Genomic DNA, 18,405 nt, shown 5'->3' on the forward strand with positions numbered 1-18,405 from the left:
GCGATGTCGGCGGCGCGGATTAGTCTGCACCCATGACAGAGCCGACGATCAGTCAACTCCAGCCCATGCCAGAGGACTGGCAGCGCGCGCTCGCGGTCGTGGCGCACCCGGACGACCTCGAATACGGCTGCTCCGCGGCCGTCGCCGCCTGGACCGACGCGGGCCGCGAGGTCACCTACGTCCTGGCGAGCCGCGGCGAGGCGGGCATCGACACCCTGGAGCCGGCCAAGTGCGCCCCGCTGCGCGAGCAGGAGCAGCGGGCCAGTGCCGCGGTCGTGGGGGTGTCGGCCGTGGAGTTCCTGGACCACCGGGACGGGGTGATCGAGTACGGCACCGCCCTGCGCCGGGACATCGCCGCCGCGATCCGCCGGCATCGGCCGGAACTGGTCATCACCCTCAACCACGAGGACACCTGGGGCGGCTTCGCCTGGAACACCCCGGACCATGTGGCGGTGGGCCGGGCCACCCTGGACGCGGCCGGTGACGCGGGCAACCGCTGGATCTTCCCGGAGCTGGTGGAACAGGGCCTGGAGCCGTGGAACGGCGTCCGCTGGGTGGCCGTCGCCGGATCGGCCTCGGCCACCCACGCCGTGGACGCCACGCCCGGGCTGGAGCGCGCGGTGCACTCACTGCTCGAACACCGCGCGTACATCGAGGCGTTGACGGACGAGGACCCGGAGACCTACGTCCGGGGATTCCTCACCGGAGTGGCGGAGCGGACGGCGGAGCGCTTCGGCGGGACACCGGCCGTGGCCTTCCAGCTGTTCAGCAGATGACAAGGAGAACGGGGAGAACATGACGGGGGAGAACATGAGTGACACCGACGTCCTGGCGGACCGCTTCGAGGAGCACCGGGAGCATCTCAAGGCGGTCGCCTACCGCATGCTCGGCTCACTCGCCGAGGCCGAGGACGCCGTCCAGGATGCCTGGCTGAAGCTGGGCCGTACCGACACGGACGAGATCCGCAACCTCGGCGGCTGGCTCACCACGGTCGTCGGCCGGGTCTGCCTCGACATGCTGCGCTCCCGCACCACGCGCCGCGAGGACCCGCTGGACGACACCTACGTCCCGGACCCGGTGATCACCCCGCTCTCGCGGGTCGACCCCGAGCAGGAGGTGCTCCAGGCGGACTCCGTCGGCCTCGCCCTCCTCGTGGTCCTGGAGACCCTGGAGCCCGCCGAACGGCTCGCGTTCGTGCTGCACGACATGTTCGCCGTGCCCTTCGACGACATCGCGGCGATCGTGGAGCGCACCCCGGCCGCCACCCGGCAGCTGGCCAGTCGCGCCCGGCGCCGGGTCAAGGGCGCCACCCCGTCCGCCGAGCCCGACCTCGGCCGGCAGCGGCAGGTCGTCGACGCCTTCCTGAGCGCCGCCCGCGGCGGGGACTTCGAGGCCCTGCTCGCGGTCCTGCACCCGGACGTCCTGCTGCGGACCGACTCCGGTGCACTGGTAGGCGGGGCGGCGGCGTCCAAGCTGGTGCGCGGCGCGAAGCCGGTCGCCGAACAGGCCCTGCTGTTCCGCCAGTTCGCCCAGTTCGCGGAGCTCGTACTGGTCAACGGCGCGGTCGGGATGGTCAACGTGTCCGAGGGGCAGCTGCTTTCGGTCATGGGCATCACCATCGTGGACGGCCGGATCACCGAGATGCAGATCCTGGCCGACCCCGAGCGGCTCGCCGGCCTCGGCATGCCGGGTTCGCAGGGCTGAGTCAGACGGCCACCAGCATCGCGCCGACCGGGCGGTGCGGGCTCACCGCCCGCCCGTCCGGGAGGAGTTCACCGGTGTCGTCGAAGACGATGGTGCCGTTGCACAGCAGGCTCCAGCCCTGTTCGGGGTGGGCCGAGACGATCACCGCGCAGTGGTGGTCGGGGCGCTCGGCGGCGGGGCACGCGGGCTGGTGGCTGCACATGACGTCTCTCCTCGTTGCGATGGGCTCCTGCCTGGGTCGGCTCATGTCTCTGTGGTAGCCGAACTTGTTTTCCGTTGGATGAGGGGACCCCCACAACGCCGGAAACTCGTCGGTGAGTTTCCGTTCCGTATCCTGGACGCATGCAAGATCAGACAGCCCTTTCCGCCGGCCTGCGCGGTGACTGCGCCCGATGCTTCGGGCTGTGCTGTGTCGCCCTGCCCTTCGCGGCCTCGGCGGACTTCGCCCGGGACAAGCCGGCCGGCAAGCCCTGCCCCAACCTCCAGGGCGACCACCGGTGCGGCATCCACGCCCGGCTGCGGCAGGAGGGCTACACCGGTTGCACGGTCTACGACTGTTTCGGCGCCGGGCAGAAGGTCTCGCAGGTCACGTTCGGCGGCGAGGACTGGCGTGGCGCCGGAGGTGATCACGCGCGCCGTATGTTCGACGTGTTCCCGGTCGTGCGCCAGCTGCACGAGCTGCTCTGGTACCTCACCGAGGCGCTCGCCCTCCCCGCCGCCGAGCCGGTCCACGCCGATGTGCGGACCCTGCTGGCGGAGACGGAGGACCTCACCCGCGGCACGCCGGACGAACTCGGCGAGCTGGATGTCGCCGCACACCGCCAGAAGGTCAACGTGCTGCTGCTGCGGACCAGCGAACTGGTCCGGGCCGGCACCCGAGGCAAGAAGAAGGACCGCCGGGGCGCGGACCTGATGGGCGCCCGCCTCAGGAACGCCGACCTGCGCGGCGCGAACCTCCGCGGCGCCTACCTCATCGCCGCCGACCTCACCGGCGCCGACCTGCGCGGCGCGGACCTGATCGGCGCCGACCTGCGCGACACGGACCTCACGGACGCCGACCTCACCGACGCCTTCTTCCTCACCCAGCCGCAGCTCAACGCGGCGCGGGGGAGTGAGGGCACACGGCTGCCGGGATCGGTGTCGCGACCGGGGCACTGGGCGACGGCCTGAGGGCCGCGGCCAGGTCTCCCGCCCTGAGGGCCGGCAGGGGACAGCGGCACGTCTTGATCAGTCGCCCGCCCCGCGCACAGGGCAGCGCGCCTCCGCGACCGGCGCCTCGTCGCCGACGCCAGCTACCGGACACCCCGGCTCCGCCGCCGGCCTCCGCGCCCCCGGCGCATGCTCCTCACCCAGCCGCAGCTCAACGCGGCGCGGGGGAGCGAGGGCACACGGCTGCCGGGATCGGTGTCGCGACCGGGGCACTGGACGGCGGCCTGAGCGCCGCGGCCAGGTCTCCCGCCCTGAGGGCCGGCAGGGGACAGCGGCACGTCTTGATCAATCGCCCGCCCCGCGCACAGGGCAGCGCGCCTCCGCGCCCGGCGCCTCGTCGCCGACGCGAGCTACCGGACACCCCGGCTCCGCCGCCGGCCTCCGCGCCCCCGGCACCTCCTCCGCCTCCCCGGCCGCGGCCGTGCCCGGCGGCATCCCCGTCCGCCGCCGCTCCAGGCCCAGCCGCAAGCCCTCCGGCATCAGCGTGAGCCGCTCGGTCACCCGCAACCGGTAGGCCGGGTCGGCGCGCAGCTCGTAGCGGCGGAGCAGCAGCCCGAGCACCAGCGTGGCCTCGTGCAGGGCGAATTGCCGGCCGATACAGGCCCGCGCCCCCGTGCCGAAGGGCTTGAAGGTGTGCGGGGCGCGGTTGCGTACGGCCTTCGGGTCGAAGCGGTCCGGGTCGAAGCGGTCGGCGTCCGCGCCCCACACCTCGGGGTCGCGGTGCAGCATCGGGGTGAGGACCAGCGTCCACGCGCCCCGCCGCATCGGATGCTCCCCGGCCAGCACCGTGTCCTCGACGGCCTCCCGGGCGAAGGCGGGAGCGGTCGGCCACAGTCGTAGCGACTCGTCCAGGACCCGGCGCAGGTAACGCAGCTTGGCCACCTGGTCGTAGCCGGGCGTCTCCGTGTCGCCCCACACCCGGTCGACCTCCGCGCGGGCGCGGGCCCCGGCCTCCGGATGGCGGGAGAGGTAGTGCAGGGCGAAGGAGAGCGCGCCCGAGGTGGTCTCGTGCCCGGCGACCAGGAAGGTGATCACCTGGCGCCGGACGTTCTCCGAGGACAGCCGTTCACCGGTCTCCGGGTGGGCGGTCTCCAGCATCCGGTCCAGGAGATCCCCGTCCCCGCCGCCGGCCTTCCGGCGCTCCCGCACCAGGTCGTCGACCGTGCGGTTCAGATAGGAGATGTCGGCGTCGTTCTGGCGCCCGGCCTGGCGCAACAACGCGGGCCACGGCACAGAGTTGAGCCGCTGGGCGTAGGTCAGCGTGCCCACCATCGCGGTGATGAAGGGATGCGGCCGCGAGCGCTGGAAGGAGCCGAAGTCATGGCCGAAACCGGTCCGCGCGATCGTCTCCAGCGTCAGCTTGGTCATGTCGCCGGGCACATCCACCGTGCGGCCCGCCGCGAGCTCACCGTCCCAATGGTCCGTGAGCTGCCCCGCCACGGCCAGCATCATCGGGTGGTAGCCCTCCATCGCCTCCCGGCTGAAGCCCGGGGCGAGCACATCGTGCGCCAGCTGCCAGTTCGGCTCGTGGTTGTACGCCGTGAACAGCCCGTCCCCGGCGACCGGCCGCAGATTGGCCACCCCGAGCCCCACATGCTTCGCGAACCGCGTCTCGTCCGCGAGGTCGGCCGCGAGCCGCGCGCCCCAGACGAACACGAACTCCCGGTTGAAGGCCTTGCGCCGGTAGATCGGCCCCAGCTGCCGGGCGTAGCGCAGGGAGTCCTGGAGCGGGGTGCGCCGGTTCGCTCCGAGCACATCGCCGAGCAGCGGGAGCCGCCGGGGCGGATGCGGGATCCGGTGCAGCTCGGGCCAGCCCTGTTCGGCACTGCGGAACCCCTTGGGCAGCGCGGTCCGGTTGCTCGACTCCGCCATGACGCGATCTCCCTTGATACGGGGGCGGGTTGGGGCGTGTTGTACGTGGGTTCAATAACGCGCACAAGTCTGGTCCCCTTGTTGAACCGGCGTCAAGTAAAGGAACCGTGGCCGGGATAAGGTGCGGGCATGGCCGCCAACCAGGGGGAGCGCACCCGCCGCCGGCTCAGTACCGAGGAGCGCCGGGAACAGCTCCTCGCCGTCGGTGCGCGGCTGTTCTCGGAGAGCCCGTACGACGACGTGTGGATCGAGCGCGTCGCCGAGATCGCCGGTGTCTCGCGCGGGCTGCTCTACCACTACTTCCCGACCAAGCGGGACTTCTTCGCGGCGGTCGTCGAGCGCGAGAGCGCGCGGATGCTGAGGATGACCGCGGCGGTTCCCGGCATCCCGGTGCGGGAGCAACTGGCCGCGGGGCTCGACACGTTCCTGGAGTACGTCGAGGCCCACGCGCACGGCTTCCGCGCCTTCCACCGTGCCGACGCGGCCGGGGACCAGACCGTACGCAAGGTCTATCAGCAGGCCCTGGCCGCGCAGGAGCGGCAGATTCTGGCGGCGCTGGCCGCCGACCCCGAGTTCGGCGCCGGCTTCGAGGCGCGGCCCGAGACCACCCTCGCCGTGCGCGGCTGGCTGGCGTTCATCACGGCCGTCTGTCTGGAGTGGCTGAGGGGCTCGGAGCTGTCCCGGGAGCAGGTGCGCGATCTGTGCGCCCGTGCGCTGCTGGGAGTTCTCGGCGTCTGAACTTCCGTGGAGGTTCGAGGGTGCTGGTTGGCGTACACCCTGATCTCCGATAAGTTAGGTGAGGCTTACCTAAGGAGGTTCTGGGATGGGTGCTGGGATGGGTGACAGCTGGACGGCCGCGCCGTCCGCGGCGGAGCGGGTGCGCTCGGTGCTCGCCACCGCATGGTCGTGCGCGGTGACCGCGGACGGCGGCCGTGAGGAGCTCGTCGGCGCGCACACGGTCGCCGAGGACGGCCGGGTGTTCCTCGACGTGCCCGACGACAGCGCCATGCTCACGGCCGCGATCTGCGCACCGCGCGGAGAGCCGTCCGCCGTGCTGGAGTTCGCCGACGTCTCGCCCGTTCCCGTGCGCAACCGTATCCGGGCCCGTATGTGGCTCGCCGGCTGGTTCGTCCCCGAGGACGACCGGCTGGCGTTCACAGCCACGCGGATCGTGCTGCGGCAGCCGTCCGGCGCCGTCGTCGTGGACCTCGACGAGTTCGCCGCCGCCCTGCCCGACCCGCTGGCCGGCACCGAGGCCCGGCTGCTGACGCATCTCGCGGACTGCCACGGCGACGCGGTCGAGCGTCTCACCCGGCTCGTCGAACCCGACAGCCTGCACGGCGCGGTGAAGGTCCAGCCCGTCGCGGTCGACCGGCACGGGCTGACCCTGCGCATCGAACGCGTCCGTGCGCACGGCGACGTACGCCTGGCCTTCCACCGGCCCGCCGACGACGTCGCGCAGCTCACCGAGCGTATGCACGTCCTGCTCGGCCAGGCCGCCTCGGCCTCCTGCCCCCGTGCGCTACAGCGGCAGCGCACAGACGGCGACGGGTGACGCGAACGGCCTGCCCGCGAGCCGCAGCCGACCGCTGCCGGCGTCCACCCGGAACACGCTCACCGTGCCCGACCGCTGGTTCGCCGCGAACAGCAGCGTCCCGTCGGGCGACAGGGCGATCTGCCGCGGGAAGTCACCGGCGACCGGCACGGTGTCGAGCAGCCTGAGCCGGGCGCCGTCCGCCTCCACCGCATAGCGCGTGAGGCTGTTGTGGCCCCGGTTGGCGAGGTAGGCGTACGCCCCGTCCGGCGTCACCACGAGCTGCGCCGGATAGTTGGTGCCCGAACCGGTACCCGTGGACTGCGCCTCGCCGATGGTGAGGCGCCCGGCGCCGGGATCGTAGGCGCAGACGGCGACCGTGTTGTCGACCTCGTTGGCCAGATAGGCGTACCGCCCGCCGGGATGGAACGTGAGATGCCGCGGCCCGGCCCCCGGCCGGGTGTGGGCCTGCGCCACCTCGGTGAGCTTCCCGGTCCGCTGGTCGAGGCGGTAGGTGTAGACGGTGTCCGTGCCCAGGTCGACGGCGAGGAGATGACCGCCGTCCGGGCTCGTGGCGAACTGGTGGGCGTGCGGGCCCTCCTGGCCCGGCCCCGGCTTCGGCGCGGAGTGCGTGACGAGGTCGGCGCGCTCCCCGATCGCCCCCGAGGCGTCGAGGGGATGCACGGCCACACTGCCGTCACCGTAGTTCGCGCTCAGCAGCCAGCGCCCGCCCGGATGCACCGACAGATGACAAGGGGCGCCGCCGCCGGTGCTCCGGCTGCCGAGGACCTCGCGGTCGGCGAGCCGTACGGCGGTCACGGCACCCTTCTCGCGCTCGTTCACCGTGTACAGCGTGCGGCCGTCGGGATGCAGGGCGAGATACGAGGGGTCGTCGACCCCGGTGAGCGTGCTCCCGGCGGTCACCCGGCCCGTCTCGGTGTCGTACGTGGCGAAGCCGATGCCGGTGCCGCCGTCCTCGACGGACGTGTAGGTGCCGAGGGCGAGGGGGCGCGGGCCCGAGGGCGCCGGTGTGGGTGAGGGGGATGCGGTGGCGGTGCTCTCCGGGGCGGCGGCCTGGGGTGCCCGGGGCGACGGGGACGCCTCGGGCCCGGCTTCACCGCACGAGGACAGCGCCGTCACCGCCCCCGCTCCCGCGAGCGCGCCGACGAACCGACGCCTGCTCCAGTCGCCCCTGCCCATGTACGCACCTCAGGTCGGTCGGTCACCCGGTCGCCAGCCACCATGACCCGGACCACGTCCCGCGTGCAACACGCGCCCCTACCAGTCGCCGTTGCTGTCGACCTGTATGCCGCTCTTGGTCATCGGCCCACGTCACCTGGAACGTCTGGCGAGGGTGAGCCGGTTCCTGCGTACGCGTTCCTGGAGCTTGGTGAGCCGTGGCAGCCGCTCGCGCTGTTCACGGGAGGTGCGGTCCAGCTCCTCGAACAGCCGGCGCGAGCGGTGCTCGGTGTCCAGCTCGTCGAGGATGCGGTTGACCTCCGTCAGCACCGCCCCGTGCAGCTGCCACTGCCGGGCGTCGCGCTGCACCTCCTCCAGGAGCAGCTGGGCGAGCTTGTCGCGGGTGGCCGCGGCCTGCCGCAGCTCGGAGGCGAGCCGTTCCTCGGCCGACTCGGCGCTCTGGCTGACGTGCGCGGTGACCAGGACGGCGAAGCTGACCACCGCGTCCGCGATCTCGGACAGCAGCCGTTCGACCGCGGCACCCGTCTCCGAGGCGAACAGCCGTTCGGGATCACGTTCCTTGGCGAGGTCCGCGAGCGTGCGCGCGAGCACCCGCAGGACGACCGTGCAGATCTCCAGCGTGTCCAGGCCGGTGCGCAGCACCACCCGGTGCAGCAGGCCCTCGCGGACGCGCGGATTGAGCCGCAGACTGTCCTCGGCCTGCCGCAGGGCGGCGTCCACCTCGACGATGTCGTGGTCCAGACGCCGCGCCTCGTGCAGCCGCTCCCTCGCGTGCTCGACGGGCGTGCGGCCCGCGGCCTCCTCGCCCATGCGCAGCATCAACTGCCGTACCCGGCGCGCCAGCCCCTCGATGGACTCGCCCGCCTCGTCCACCCACACCGGCGGCGCGAACAGCAGGTTGAAGCCGAGGCCGACGACCGCCCCGATCAACGTCTCCAGCACCCGCGCCCACGCGGTGTCCCCGACGGTCGTCACCCCGAGGACCAGCATCGCGCTGATCGCCACCTCGGGCACGTACTCGTCGACCTTCACCAGATGCCCCACCGCCAGCGAGGCCAGGATCAGCAGGGCGAGACTCCACCAGGTCAGCCCGACCAGCAGGCTGAAGGCGATGGCGACCAGCACCCCGGCCACCACGGCGTTGACCCGGCGGATGCCGTTGGTCAGCGTGGCGTACAGGGTGACCTGGACGACCAGCAGCGCGGTCAGGGGCGCGGTGAGCGGGGCCGCCTCGGGACTCAGGCGCAGCGCGATGACGTACGCGATCGTCGCCGCGGCCGCGGACCGCAGCGCATGGACGACCGCGGGGTCCCTGCGCCGCTTCAGGAAGCGCACAAGGGACGCCATCCACTCACGTACATCTCGCATCCTCAGGCTGTCCCTCTTTCACATGTGCATCGTCGTACTCATTGCGGACCGTAACTGTCCGCAAGGATGCCCAGATTGTTGGCAACGGCAGGTCGGCGGCAAGAGGGGGGAACAGTGATGGCGGACACCCGAGAGTTCGAGGTTCTCACAGGTGCGCACGACTATCTGCGCGAGGTGCTCCTGACCCGGGGCGGTCACGCGGTGCCGGTGGCCCGGCTGCGGGACCGGTAACCGGCGATCTTCGCGAGGTTGCCGCACCGCTCCATGGAGCACCAACGGCGGCGCCGGGCCTGGGAGTCGTCGAGGAACAGCAGGGAGCACTCCGGGCTCTCGCACTCCTTGACCCGCGCCATCAGCGGCCCGCCCGCCAGCAGTACGGCGTCCCGCGCCACCGTCGCCAGGGCGGCCCGCGCCGGATACCGGGCCGTCCAGCGGACCGCGCCCCACTGGGGTGCCAGATCGGGACGTGCGGCCGTGGTGTTGATCAGTTCCACGTCGGCCGCCTCCGGGGCCCGCCCGGCCATCGCGGCCCGCACGAAGCGGTGGAGGGCCTCGCGCAGCAGCCGGGCGTCCGCGAGGTCCCGGGCGGTGACCCGGACCGGTTCCCCGCCCGCGGCCAGCTCCGCCTGGCTCAGCCAACGGGCCAGCGCGTCGGTGTCCGGCAGCCGCTCCTTGGGCGTGGCGTGCCGTTTGCCGAGCGTGGCGATGAAGTTCAGACACGGGCGGCCCCCGATGAAGGGGAAGGCGAGATCGGGGTCGGTGCTGGTCGCGGTCACCGGGCCGAGCCTACCCGCCGCCGGACACACCTTGACACCCCCTCAACCGGTGTCGCAAGGTGACACCAGTTCAAACGGTGTCAGCTGCGACGGGGAAGTGGGTGGGGCATGCGCGCGGTACGGATCGACGCGTTCGGTGGGCCCGAGGTGCTGGTCGAGGTGGAGGTGCCGGATCCGGTGCCGGGCCCGGGGGAGGTGCTGGTCCGGGTGGCCGCGGCAGGGGTGAACCGGGTCGACGCCCTGGTCAGGGCCGGCGTCTACCACCGTGCCGGACGGCCCCCGCTGATCCCGGGCGCCGAGGCGTCCGGCGTGGTCGCCGGGGTGGGGGAGGGCGTGACCGGCGTCGCGGTCGGGCAGCGGGTCATCGCCCTGGACGGCGGGAAGTCCCCCGGTTTCTATGCCCAGTTGGCAGTCGTGCCCGCCACCCAGGTGGTCGCGCTGCCCGACGGCGTGGCCCTGACCGAGGCGGCGACCCTGCCCATCGCGTGGCTCTCCGCCTGGTACTGCGTACGGCACCTCGCCCGGGTCGGCAAGGACGACACCGTGGTGGTGAAGGCCGCCGCGAGCGGGGTCGGCACGGCGGCCGTACAGATCGCCGCCGAGACGGGGGCGCGGGTGATCGCGCTCGCCGGATCGGCCGAGAAGGCCGCCTGGTCGGGGGAGTTCGGGGCCGACGTCGTCGTCGACACCTCCGCGCACCCCGGTGACGCCGAGGTCGAGGAGGTGCTGCGGCTGACCGGCGGACGCGGTGCCGAGGTCGTCCTCGACACCGTCGGCGGCGCGGCCTTCGGGCGGAGTCTGCGTCAGGCGGGGCCGGGCGGCCGGGTCGTCGCGCTCGCCAACGTCGCCCTGGAACCCAGCACGATCGACACCCGCGACTTCTATCCGAAGAACGTGACGATCCACGGCTTCCAGCTCACCAACTTGCAGGTGCAGGGCTACGACCCCCGCGCCGACCTGGGTGAACTGGCCGACCGGGTCGCCGCGGGCGCCTATCGCGTGCCGGTCGAGACGGTGCTGCCGCTCGCGCAGGCGCGGGCCGCGCACGAGCGGCTGGAGAGCAGGGCGAACCGCGGCAAGATCGTGCTCGCCGTGGGCGCCCTGGACTGAGTCGGGCGTCTGGCCGCCGGACCGGCTCAGGCGTCCAGCTTGTCGAGGAAGGCGGACAGATTGCCCGTGGTGCGGGCGATCTGTTCCTCGACGGTCAGGCTCTCCTCCATCCGCAGGGTGCTCTGCGGCACCTTCTTGCCCCGCACGTAGAGCGAACAGGCCAGGTCGCTGCACATGTACAGACCGACCGAGTTGCCCTCGCGCCCGGCCGCGCCCGCCTTGCGGGCGGTCATCAGCGCGACGCCGCCGCCCGGGTGGGTGGTCAGGCACAGCGAACACATGCTGCGGTGCAGAAAGCCCCGGTGCGCGGACGCGAGCCGCATGCTCAGGCCGACGGCCCGGCCGCCCCGCTCGGCGACGAGATAACTGCGGTCCGGCGCCCCTGGATCTCGCCAGCCGAGGAAGTCCAGGTCGGCCCAGGGCAGCTCGTCGAGATCACGCGGCACCGTGAGCCGCTTGGCCTCACCTTTGGAGCAGTTGACGAAGGCGCCGCGGATGTCGTGCTCGGTCAGCGATCTCATGGGGGCTCCTTGTAGGTCTTGCTTATGACAAAAACTAGGGGTGAATTACCTAGTGCCTCTAGGTTATGCCAGAGTAGTCGACCCCGGCGAGGAGGGGCCAGTGAATTACGAGAGCGTCCGGTCACTGCCGGCTCGGGCCGCGCTGCGGCATGTGGCGGCACTGTCGGCGGGGCCGGCCGTCGATTCCGCCGTACGTATCACGCTGAACTTCCACCCCGACCGGCTGATCGGCGGGCTGCCCCTCCTGGAGGCGCTGCTGCGGGACGGCGCCTATCACTCGCAGTTCGTCACGGGCACCAGCAACGGAGGCCTCACCGCCCACCCCGGCGGCGACCGCTGGCGCTGGGAGAGCCGGATCTTCGGCGGTGCCTATGACGAGGCCGCCCCGCACGAGCGGCCCGTGTACGGCGCGCTGGACTTCCGCCGCCAGATCGTCGGCGCCGCCCCGCGGTTCGGCTCCTCGCACTTCCGGCTGACCGGCGCGGCGCTGCACCGGGCCACCTTCTGCTACCCCGACAGCGCGGCCGAGCCCGCCCACTTCGGCGTCGCCGCCGGGATGTCCCTGATCGCCCTCGCCGAGGCGGACGAGCAGGACGCCCTCAACGACTACGTCGAGGCCCACGTCCACGGCGGCATCACCCTCGCCGAGGACGTGGAGGCGCTCGTCCTCGACGCGAGCTATCGCGGGACGCCCGTCGAGGCGGCGGCCCGGCTGCTGCCCTGCCCCGTCGAGTGGCACCCGGGGTACCGGCTGAGCGTCGGAGAGCTGCGGCGGCACGCGGACTACCGGGGCGCGGAATACGCCGAGCTGGGCGCCCTGATCGCCGAGGGCGGGCACATCGACCCGAGGATCATCGGCGACGCCGCCCGCACCGGCCGCCACGAACTCCAGGACCTCAAGATGGTCTGGCACACCCTCGCCCGCTTCGGCGCCCCCGAGGGCGCGGGTACCGCCCACGCGGGCGTCGGCGGCCACACTCCGGGCGTGAGCACGCCGAGCGCGTAGGCGCGCGCGACCAGTTCCGTACGGGTCCCCGCGCACCACCGCGCGGAGAGGCGGCGCAGGTGATAGGTGACGCCGTCCGTGGTCAGGCCGGTCTCCCGGGCGGCGTGAGCCGTGCTGGCGCCGCCCGCGAGCAGCGCGAGGACGCGCGCCTCCATCGGCCGGACCTCGACGGGAGCCTTGGCGGGCCGTTCGCGTTCGCCCCGCATCCGCAGCATCACCAGCAACGCGGGCGTCTCGTCCACGGTGCCGCTCACCGGGTCCGCCGTCAGCTCCCCGTACCGCTCGACCCCGCCCGGCGCCTCCCATCGCACCGACACCTGGTACCGCGACCGGTGTCGTACCGCACACAGCGGCCATCGCCGGATTGGCCGGCAGTGTCGAGTTGCAGGACCGGCCGAACGCCGGTCAGCCGGCCGCGCTCGCCGCCGCGAACCCTTGCCCACCGGAGCGTGTCGCACTGGAGAACCTCCAGGACGACCCGCGCACCCTGCTGGAAGTGATCGAGGATCACCCCGCCCTGCGCGGCGCCCTGACCTGGCCGCAGCTTCTGGAGTTCCTCACCCCGCTGCGCCCCCGCCACTACTCGGTCTCCTCGTCCCCGGCGACCGGCCCCCGCCACGCGGACCTGATGATCTCCCTGCTCGCGGCCCCGGCCCGCTCGGGCAAGGGCGAGTACCGGGGGACCGGGTCGGGCTGTCTGAGCGGCCTCGAACCCGGCGACACGCTGTACGCCCGGGTGCAGCCCTGCCGGGAGGTGTTCCGGATCGACGGCTCGGCTCCCGTGGTGATGGTCGCGGCGGGCACCGGTCTGGCCCCCTTCCGCGGGGCGATCGCCGACCGTACGGCGGCCCTCGCGTCCGGCGCCGAACTCGCCCCCGCCCTCTGCTGCTTCGGCTGCGACGCCCCCGACGCCGACTTCCTGCACGCGAGGAACTGCGCGCGGCCGAGGCCTCCGGGGCGGTCTCGCTGCGGCCCGCGTTCAGCGCGGCACCCGAGGGCGAGGTGCTCTTCGTGCAGCACCGGATCGCCGCCGAGGCCGAGGAGGTCTGGGAGCCGCTGACCCGCGGGGCCCGGGTGTACGTCTGCGCGACGGCTCCCGAATGGCGCCGGGCGTCCGGGACGCCTTCCGTACCCTGTTCCACAAGCACACGCCGGACGCCGACGCGACGGCCGCCGAGGCTGAACGGTCTGATCGCGGACGGGCGTTACGCCGAGGACGTGTACGCGGCAGGATGACAGGCGCACGGGCGGCCCTCGGCACGGACCGAAGGCCGCCCGATCAGGTGGGTCATGCGGGACCCCTCATAGTTCACATCGTGAATTAAGAAGGTGGGGAAAGTCGCCTTCCGTGCCCCCGCAGCGGTATGTTGCAGGTCGGACAGGGTTCGGAGGGAGCCACATGGCGGGGCGGAACGGGCGCACGGTACGCGATCTGAGGCGGGCCAACCGGACGGCCGTGCTGCAACGGCTCTACTTCGACGGGCCCCTCAGCCGCTTCGAACTCGGCCCGGCGACCGGCCTCAGCTCCGGCTCCGTCAGCAATGTGGTCGCCGACCTGGTCGCCGACGGCCTGCTGGAGGAGGCGGGCAGCGTCGACTCCGACGGCGGCCGTCCCCGCACCCTGCTGCGCGTGTCACCCGGCAGTGGCCACATGATCGGTGTCGATGTCGGCGAGACCCGGGTCCGGGTCGAGCTGTTCGACCTGACCCTCACCGAACTCGCCCGCGCGGAGCGGCCGTTGACCGAGCGGCGCTATGACGTCGAGGACATCGTCGGCCACATCCGCGACGGCGTCGCCGAGGTCCTCGTCGACGCGCGCATCGCCCCCGAACAACTCCTCGGCGTCGGCATCGGCGTCCCCGGCATCGTCGAACGCACCGCGGAACGCGGCGCGGTGGTGCACGGCCAGACCATCGGCTGGGACGCCGTCCCGCTGGAGGCCCTGCTCCGCTCGACCTCCCGGCTCCCCGATACCGTCCGGTACTTCATCGACAACGGCGCCAAGACCCTCGGCCAGGCCGAGATGTGGTTCGGCGGCGGACGCGGCGCGCACAACGCGGTCGTCGTCCTCTTCGGCTCCGGCGTCGGCGCCTGTCTCGTCACGCCCGAGGTGGAGAACGGCCGGGCGGTCGAGTGGGGGCATCTGACGGTACGGGTGCGGGGCCGTCGCTGCCGGTGCGGTGCGCTCGGCTGCCTGGAGGCGTACGCGGGCGCCGAGTCACTGCTCGACCGCTGGCGCGAGGAGGGCGGCCGGCCGCCCGAGGGCACCGACGAGGAGACCGCGCTGACCGCGATGCTGGCCGCCGCCTACCCGGCCGACGGCGGCACGGCCGACCCGGTGGCGCTGGCGGTGCTGGAGGAGACCGCCGAGTACCTGGGCGCCGGGCTCTCCGACCTGATCAACCTCTTCCAGCCCGAGCGCATCCTCATAGGCGGCTGGGCCGGGCTCCAGCTGGGCACCCGGTTCCTGCCCGCCGTACGCCGCCACGCCGCCTCGTACGCCCTGCGGCACCCGGCCGAGAAGGTCACCATCGACCTCGGCCGGCTCGGCCCCGACGCGGTCACGGTCGGTGCCGCGATCCTGCCGCTCGCCGACTTCTTCGCCCGTGGCGGCCGCCGTCCCGAGCCCGCCCCCGAAGGGCCGCACCCGGCATGGCGGACGGCGCTGGAGGAGCGGGCACCGCACTGAGCGTCCGGGTGCCGGTCGTCGGGTTTCGCCGGTGACCTGCGGAGGTACTCGCGTGTCTCCCGTACCACGTGAAGGGAGGACGCCGTGGCCGACAAGCACCGCACGGGCCCGGACGGCGAGCCCGTCCCCAGGGACCTGCCGGACCAGCAGGCCGGGCAGGAGGAGGACCGCTGGGACGCCGATCCCGAGCTGTCCGAGGAGGACGAGGCCGACGCCGACGTCCCCGACACGGACGAGGCGGGCACGGGCCGTCAGGGCGCACCGCGCTCCACCGACGTCCACTCGGAGCATCCGGAACCGCAGGAGCCGGCCGACTGACGGAGACCGTCAGGGGGACGGTCTCCGTCAGGGGGACGGTTCAGCTCGCCTTCCGCCCCCGCATCGGTTCCGTGCCGGCCCCGGCTCCCTGCTGGAGCCCGCCCAGGAACTCCTCCAGCACCTCGTTCGCCGTGTGCTCCGGACGCCAGCGGAGTTCGGTGCGGGCGCGGGTGCAGTCCATCAGGGGCAGGCGCAGGACCGCGTCGAACAGGTGCGGCGAGGCGGGCAGCAGATGCAGGCCCCAGGCGGCGGCGATCGCCGAGCGGGCCGCGGTGCGCGGCAGCCGGACCGGGCGGGCACCGAGCAGCTCGCCCAGCAGCTCCGCGTCCACCGGCGGCTCGGCGGCCAGGTTGAAGGCGCCCCGCGCCTGCGAGTGCACCGCGAGCCGGTACGCCTTGGCCGCGTCGTCCGTGTGCAGTGCCTGCACCCGCAGTCCCGGGATGTCCGGCAGGAACGGCAGCAGCTCCGGACGGACCAGCGGCCCGGGCAGGAAACGACCGCCGAAGATCCGGCGCTGCTCGCTCGCCGACTCCCGCTTGAACAGGAACGCCGGCCGCATCCGCACCACCCGCACCTCCGGATGGTCGCGCTCGAAGGTGTCCAGGGCCCGCTCCAGATAGGCCTTCTCCCGGCAGTACGCGGCGTCCGGCCAGCCGTGCGTCGGCCACGACTCGTCCACGGCCTCGTCCTTCGGGCCCGGCGAGTACGCCCCGACCGACGAGGCGTGCACCAGCGCCGGCACCTTGGCCGCTGCCACCGCCTCGAACACCCGGATGGAACCGAGGACGTTGGTGCGCCAGGTCACCGCCGGATCGTGCGTGGGCTGGAACGCCCAGGCCAGATGCACGACGGCGGACGCGCCGGCGAACTCCGCCGCCAGATCCGTCTCCTCGGCGGACAGGTCGACCGTGACCCAGTCCGTCTTCGGCGGCGACCACTGCGGAGCCCGGCGGGCCAGCCCCACCACGGAGCCGACCTCCGGATCCTCCGACAGGAGCCGCACCACACTGGTTCCGACGTTGCCGGTGGCGCCCGTGACGACGATCCTGCTGCCCGTTGTGCTGCTCACGTTCGGCTCCTCTCGGCCTCGCGCTGCGGGGAGCACCCGAGTACCCGGGCGACGGGCCGCGACGCGCCTTGCGCGGGCAGCATGTCTCATACGGCAGACGCATGAGGCCGGGTAGGGTGGGCGGGGTGGGACTGTCCTTGGGAGAACGAGTGAGGTCGTCGGTGGCGGCGTTGATGCACGCGACGGGTGAGTCACAGGCGGACCTCGCTCTCGCGCTCGGCGTGAGCCAGGCGCAGGTGAGCCGCCGCCAGTCCGGCAGCGCCGCCTGGAGCCTGGCCGACTGCGACGCGCTGGCCGCGCACTTCGGCATCGACGTCCTCGACCTCCTCGCCGGACCGACCCGGGCCTGCGAGACCCTGCCCGTGCTGCGCCGCCGCTCCGGTGGCTCGACGGCGGTGGCCCGATGACGGACTTCGACGCGATCGACGCCCTGCTGGCCGAGGCCCGCCAGGAAGTGCCGCTGCCCCCGGCCGACGTACGGCGGAGCCTGCGCGAGGGGCTCAACCTCTCCCGCGCCCAGGTGGCCCAGGCCCTCGGCGTGAGCCCGTCCACCGTCGGCGGCTGGGAGTCGGGGCGGGACCCGGGCGGGGAGGTGCGCGAGAAGTACGCGTACTTCCTGGAAGGGGCCCGGACCAAGCTGGCGGCGGAGACGGCCGAGACGGCGGAGGGGGCGCCGGACGCCGCCGACGTCGTAGAACCGCGGGACGGTGCCGACGAGGCCGACGCGCCCCGGGAGGAGGCCGGCGACACGGGCGAGGCCGACGAGGTCGAGGCCCTCCCGTCCCCCGAGCCCTGCGTCCTGTGCGGCATGCCCGCCCGGCACCAGGTCGCGGGCTTCCCGCAGCACCTGGACCCCGCCGACTGCGGTACGGCAGCGCCCGTACAGCCGGACCCGGCGGCCGATCCGCCCGCGTCCGCCGAGCCCGGTCCGGCTGGGCGGACGGCGCCGGTGGCTGCCGAGGACGCCCGCGCCGGGCGCCACGAGCGGGCCCCCGCCTCGCGTGACCGCGCCGCCAAGCCCGTACGGGTCGTCCCCGTCGGCCGCCGTATGCAGACCGCGGACCAGAGCCCCGACCTGATCGGGGCCGCGGTGGCCGCCGCGCTCAAGAAGCACAGCGGCGATCTGGAGGCGGCGACCGCGGCGCTGGTCAAGAAGGCCATCCCGGACGCGATGGCGCTGCTGGACGAGACCCGTAAGGGCGGCCGGTACGACGTCGTCGCGCACCCCTGGATCCCGGACATCCTGCGCAAGCAGACCGCCCGCGGCGCCGACCGGATCTGGGAGGCGCGCCCCAAGTGGGCGCGCACCGACCTCCCGCCCGGCGCGCACGAGGTGACCGCGCTCGACGTCAACGGGGCGTACCTGTCGGCGCTCAAGACGCATCTGCCGATCGGCCAGCTGGAGCACTCCACCGGCTTCGACCACGACCGCCGCCGCGCCGGCGTCCATCTGATCACCCCGCCCGCCTGGGACCACGAGGACCGGCTGCCCAACCCGATCGGCAACCGCGACGAGCCCGGCCCGCTCTGGGTCACCGAACCGACGCTGCGGCTGCTGCTGCGGCTGTCGGGGCCGAAGTACGGGCTGTGCGACCCGCCTGAGATCCATGAGTCGTTCACCTCGGGCGCGACCGAGGGCCTGCTGGAGAAGTTCCGGGTCGCGCTGAAGGGGGCCCGGGACCGGGCGATCGCCGAGGACGACGAGGTGACGCTGGAGTACGTGAAGGCGATGTACTCCAAGTTCGTCTCCACGATGGGGGAGTCGAACTACAACCGGGAGCTGTACCGCCCCGACTGGATGCACCTCATCCGCTCGCAGGCTTTCGCCAACCTCTGGATGAAGGCGCTCAAGGCCCATGAGGAGGGCCTGACGGTCGTCCGCGCCATGGGCACCGACGAGCTCCATGTGATCGGCGACTGGCGGCGGGTCTTCCCCGAGGGCCGCGGGGTCTCCGAGGTGAAGGTCAAGGACACGTACACCGTCGGCGAGGAACCCGACCCCACGGCAGCGGGCGAGGAGGACTAGGAC

General features: G+C 73.1%; 18 protein-coding genes and 2 pseudogenes. 12 read left to right on the plus strand and 8 right to left on the minus strand.

Annotation, left to right across the window (positions count from 1 at the left end):
* Positions 1-32: 32 nt before the first annotated feature.
* Both OG866_RS39730 and sigJ read left to right on the plus strand, forming a co-directional pair.
* Positions 33-776, plus strand: coding sequence for a PIG-L deacetylase family protein (locus tag OG866_RS39730; RefSeq protein WP_329342352.1), 744 nt, complete (start codon positions 33-35; stop codon positions 774-776).
* 34 nt (positions 777-810) lie between these two features.
* On the plus strand, positions 811-1,704 hold the full coding sequence (sigJ, locus tag OG866_RS39735; RefSeq protein WP_329342354.1) for an RNA polymerase sigma factor SigJ: 894 nt from the start codon (positions 811-813) through the stop codon (positions 1,702-1,704).
* 1 nt (position 1,705) lies between these two features.
* Here the strand turns inward: sigJ and OG866_RS39740 are convergent, their stop codons facing one another.
* Positions 1,706-1,906, minus strand: coding sequence for a DUF5999 family protein (locus OG866_RS39740; protein ID WP_329342356.1), 201 nt, complete (start codon positions 1,904-1,906; stop codon positions 1,706-1,708).
* A 140-nt stretch (positions 1,907-2,046) separates the two neighbouring features.
* On the opposite strand from OG866_RS39740, the gene OG866_RS39745 reads away from it, so the two are divergent.
* Positions 2,047-2,874, plus strand: a complete 828-nt coding sequence (locus tag OG866_RS39745; RefSeq protein ID WP_329342357.1) for a pentapeptide repeat-containing protein — start codon at positions 2,047-2,049, stop codon at positions 2,872-2,874.
* Positions 2,875-3,198: 324 nt separating this feature from the next.
* Here OG866_RS39745 and OG866_RS39755 read toward each other — a convergent pair whose 3' ends face one another.
* Positions 3,199-4,785: a cytochrome P450 gene (locus OG866_RS39755; protein ID WP_329342359.1), complete on the minus strand. Its 1,587-nt coding sequence runs from the start codon at positions 4,783-4,785 to the stop codon at positions 3,199-3,201.
* A gap of 129 nt (positions 4,786-4,914) precedes the next feature.
* Here OG866_RS39755 and OG866_RS39760 point away from each other — a divergent pair, with 129 nt between their 5' ends.
* Positions 4,915-5,523: a TetR/AcrR family transcriptional regulator gene (locus OG866_RS39760; RefSeq protein ID WP_329342360.1), complete on the plus strand. Its 609-nt coding sequence runs from the start codon at positions 4,915-4,917 to the stop codon at positions 5,521-5,523.
* A gap of 97 nt (positions 5,524-5,620) precedes the next feature.
* Positions 5,621-6,340, plus strand: coding sequence for a DUF2470 domain-containing protein (locus tag OG866_RS39765; protein WP_329344518.1), 720 nt, complete (start codon positions 5,621-5,623; stop codon positions 6,338-6,340).
* Here the strand turns inward: OG866_RS39765 and OG866_RS39770 are convergent.
* The 3 genes from OG866_RS39770 to OG866_RS39780 form a co-directional block, all read right to left on the minus strand.
* Positions 6,308-7,519, minus strand: coding sequence for a lactonase family protein (locus OG866_RS39770; protein WP_329342361.1), 1,212 nt, complete (start codon positions 7,517-7,519; stop codon positions 6,308-6,310). The genes OG866_RS39765 and OG866_RS39770 overlap by 33 nt on opposite strands.
* Positions 7,520-7,651: 132 nt before the next feature.
* Positions 7,652-8,887 carry an aromatic acid exporter family protein gene (locus tag OG866_RS39775; protein ID WP_329342364.1) on the minus strand — a complete coding sequence of 412 codons (1,236 nt, stop codon included), beginning with the start codon at positions 8,885-8,887 and terminating at the stop codon, positions 7,652-7,654.
* 194 nt (positions 8,888-9,081) lie between these two features.
* Positions 9,082-9,663 (minus strand): CGNR zinc finger domain-containing protein, encoded by a 582-nt coding sequence (locus OG866_RS39780; protein ID WP_329342365.1) that lies wholly within the window; start codon positions 9,661-9,663, stop codon positions 9,082-9,084.
* 108 nt (positions 9,664-9,771) lie between these two features.
* Here OG866_RS39780 and OG866_RS39785 point away from each other — a divergent pair, with 108 nt between their 5' ends.
* Entirely contained in the window at positions 9,772-10,773 is a 1,002-nt protein-coding gene (locus OG866_RS39785) for a quinone oxidoreductase family protein (protein ID WP_329342367.1), read from the plus strand.
* Positions 10,774-10,799: 26 nt separating this feature from the next.
* Here the strand turns inward: OG866_RS39785 and OG866_RS39790 are convergent, their stop codons facing one another.
* A complete protein-coding gene (locus OG866_RS39790) occupies positions 10,800-11,294 on the minus strand; it encodes an FBP domain-containing protein (protein WP_329342369.1) in 495 nt (164 codons plus the stop codon).
* A gap of 100 nt (positions 11,295-11,394) precedes the next feature.
* Here OG866_RS39790 and OG866_RS39795 point away from each other — a divergent pair, with 100 nt between their 5' ends.
* Positions 11,395-12,300: a DUF3626 domain-containing protein gene (locus OG866_RS39795; RefSeq protein ID WP_329342371.1), complete on the plus strand. Its 906-nt coding sequence runs from the start codon at positions 11,395-11,397 to the stop codon at positions 12,298-12,300.
* On the opposite strand, the pseudogene OG866_RS39800 reads toward OG866_RS39795, so the two are convergent.
* Positions 12,258-12,641 (minus strand): annotated as a pseudogene (locus OG866_RS39800) (helix-turn-helix transcriptional regulator); the annotation flags it as partial. The gene OG866_RS39795 and the pseudogene OG866_RS39800 overlap by 43 nt on opposite strands.
* A 32-nt stretch (positions 12,642-12,673) precedes the next feature.
* Here OG866_RS39800 and OG866_RS39805 point away from each other — a divergent pair.
* The 3 genes and pseudogenes from OG866_RS39805 to OG866_RS39815 form a co-directional block, all read left to right on the plus strand.
* Positions 12,674-13,536 (plus strand): annotated as a pseudogene (locus OG866_RS39805) (reductase); the annotation flags it as partial.
* A 163-nt stretch (positions 13,537-13,699) separates the two neighbouring features.
* Complete coding sequence (locus tag OG866_RS39810) at positions 13,700-14,989, plus strand: ROK family transcriptional regulator (RefSeq protein WP_329342372.1); 1,290 nt, start codon at positions 13,700-13,702, stop codon at positions 14,987-14,989.
* An 84-nt stretch (positions 14,990-15,073) separates the two neighbouring features.
* The gene (locus tag OG866_RS39815) at positions 15,074-15,307 is read left to right on the plus strand and encodes a hypothetical protein (RefSeq protein WP_329342374.1); all 234 of its coding nucleotides are present in this window, start codon (positions 15,074-15,076) and stop codon (positions 15,305-15,307) included.
* A gap of 40 nt (positions 15,308-15,347) precedes the next feature.
* Here OG866_RS39815 and OG866_RS39820 read toward each other — a convergent pair whose 3' ends face one another.
* Positions 15,348-16,376 carry an SDR family oxidoreductase gene (locus OG866_RS39820; RefSeq protein ID WP_329342375.1) on the minus strand — a complete coding sequence of 343 codons (1,029 nt, stop codon included), beginning with the start codon at positions 16,374-16,376 and terminating at the stop codon, positions 15,348-15,350.
* Positions 16,377-16,477: 101 nt separating this feature from the next.
* Between OG866_RS39820 and OG866_RS39825 the strand changes: the two genes are divergently transcribed.
* Entirely contained in the window at positions 16,478-16,783 is a 306-nt protein-coding gene (locus tag OG866_RS39825) for a helix-turn-helix domain-containing protein (protein ID WP_443063613.1), read from the plus strand.
* On the plus strand, positions 16,780-18,402 hold the full coding sequence (locus OG866_RS39830) for a helix-turn-helix domain-containing protein (RefSeq protein ID WP_329342379.1): 1,623 nt from the start codon (positions 16,780-16,782) through the stop codon (positions 18,400-18,402). Before OG866_RS39825 ends, OG866_RS39830 begins: the two co-directional genes overlap by 4 nt.
* Positions 18,403-18,405: the final 3 nt, after the last annotated feature.

It is taken from the genome of Streptomyces sp. NBC_00663 (assembly GCF_036226885.1).
In the GTDB taxonomy this organism is placed as follows: Bacteria; Actinomycetota; Actinomycetes; order Streptomycetales; family Streptomycetaceae; genus Streptomyces.